Here is a 2,352-nt window from a genome sequence, read left to right as displayed (position 1 = left end):
CCGATGCACTTCCGGCGCGCGCTTCAATGGCCACCGGACAATTGATCCTGGATAACATCGACTATGACGAGCGCGCCACCATGCGCGCCTGGGAGAGTTTTCTCTCCGACGAGCCGACATGCGCCCGCGATCCGGTCCACGTCCGCTCGCTGATCCACGATTCCTGGTACCGCAGCGCCACCGGCGGCATCAATGCGCAGGGCATCGAAGCGCCGCTGAACAGCGATCGGAACGAGATCGAATATCTGACCCGCGCCAATGCCGAACTGCTCTCGGCGGCGAGGCGGTCATTCGCGTCGCTTGGCCAGTTGCTGGACGGAACGGGAGCGATGCTGGTGCTTGCCGACAGCGATGGCGTGCTGATCGACGCCATCGGCGACAAGAAGACACTGCATGACGGCATGGACATCCATCTGGCAGTCGGCGGCAAATGGAACGAGGATGCCGTTGGAACCAACGGCATTGGGACCGCGCTGTGGACCGGCGAACCGATTTTCGTTCACGCGGCCGAACATTTCTGTGCCGGCATCAAATCCTGGACCTGCGCCGGCGCGCCGATCCGCGATCCCCTGGACGGCAAGATCATCGGCGTTGTCGACCTGTCGGGCTATTCGCCGATCTTCCGGCCGCACAACACGGCGCTCGTCGCCGCCACCGCCAGGCAAATCGAAAAGGCTCTCGCCGAACAGCAGCAGGAGCAGCGCACGCGCCTGCTCGAAGCCTTTATTTCCTCGGCACCCAGCTACCGCCGGAAAGACGGGTTGGTGATCGTCGATCATCGTGGCCGCGCGATCTTCTGCAACAACGTGCCCAACGGCGACGCGACGGAGATGATGGACGGCCCGATGGAGCCGGGCCGCGGACGTTGGCTCATGAACCTGCCGGCCTCCGGCTCGGAGACCGATCTTGCCAACGCGCTGCCGGCGCACCTGCGATCCTGCCATGTCACGCCGCTAAAGCTGGATGGCGACCTTCGTGGCGCGGCCTTGGTGTTTCCCTCCGTACCGGCTGTCTCGAGCATGACGGTGATGCGCCGGGAGGGGGACAAACACCTGCGGGTAGCCGCGGCGATGATCATCGGCGAAAGCGAAAAATTGCTGGCCGCCGTCGATGTCGCTTCCCGGGTGGCTGGATCGAACGGTGTCACCTCGCTGCTGATAGAAGGCGAAACCGGTGTCGGCAAAGAGCTGTTCGCACGGCTTGTCCATGCCGGCAGCCGGCGCACCGAAAACGACCCGTTCATCGCCATGAACTGTGGCGCAATCACCAAGGAGCTGTTCGGCAGCGAATTGTTCGGTCACGTGGGCGGAGCCTTTACCGGAGCTTCGCGGGACGGCAAGCCGGGCATCTTCGAACTCGCCAATGGCGGTGTGCTCAGCCTTGACGAAATCGGCGAGTTGCCGCTCGAAATCCAGCCCTTCCTGTTGCGTGTCCTTGAGGAGCGCGTCGTTCACCGCATCGGCGACTCGAGAGGCCGGCCGGTGGACGTGCGACTGGTCGCCTCGACCAATCGCGATCTCAAGCAGGAAGTCGCGGCCGGACGCTTCCGCAGCGATCTCTATTACCGCATCGGCGCGGTCTCGATTCATGTGCCGGCCCTGCGTGAGCGCGGCGACGACGTGCTCTTGCTGGTCGAGCATTTCAATCGTCAGATCGCAAAACTGGCGGGCACTGATCCCCTGGAGTTTTCAAATGAAGCACTCGACGCGCTGCTGGCCTATCGCTGGCCGGGAAATGTGCGCGAATTGAAGAACCTGGTCGAGCGGCTGCATATACTGGCGCGCGACGGCACGATCGGACTCCAGGACCTTCCCGAAGAAATCAGTGCGGGCAACCGCAACGCAATGGCCATGCACAGCGACCATCCCACGACCATGCTTGAAGCACCCGTGTGTACATTCGAGGATGGAGAACGCCAGGCGATCAAGAATGCGCTTGTCGCGGAGGGCGGCAATCTCAGCAAGGTCGCGTTGAGGCTCGGCATTTCACGGCCGACGCTTTATCGCAAACTCGGCCAATACGGCATCCGGCGCGGTTTCCTCTAAAGCGCATCGCGGGTCACTTTTGGRCGACATGCACTAGATCCAATCATCGGCAAAAAAACCCGCGGCATTCGCGCCGCGGGTCGGGGAAAGTTCGGCGACCGAAATCGCCTTCAGGGAACGATGACACCACGACCGGTGAACCGGCGGTTCTTGAAATCGTCGAGCGCGGTGTTGATGCTGGCGAGATTGTATTCGGTGTWGTGCATCTACACCTTGCCGTCGGCGTTGAGCTCCATAAGTTCGACAAGCTCGGTGAAATTGACGACGAGGCTGCCGCCGATGTTGATCTCCTCGATGTCGCGATGCG

At 62.2% G+C, this 2,352-nt stretch carries 1 protein-coding gene; it reads left to right on the top strand.

Annotation, left to right across the window (positions count from 1 at the left end; all coding sequences use genetic code 11):
• The coding region (locus tag ACXJ7R_RS30280) for a sigma-54-dependent Fis family transcriptional regulator (RefSeq protein WP_457155029.1) at positions 1 to 2,045 on the top strand (2,045 nt) is incomplete at its 5' end.
• Between the last annotated feature and the right edge of the window lie 307 nt (positions 2,046 to 2,352).

The sequence above is a fragment of the Mesorhizobium sp. P5_C1 genome (assembly GCF_054049815.1).
The sequence above is the reverse complement of the archived record's forward strand: the minus strand, read 5'-3'. Positions and strand labels throughout refer to the sequence as shown.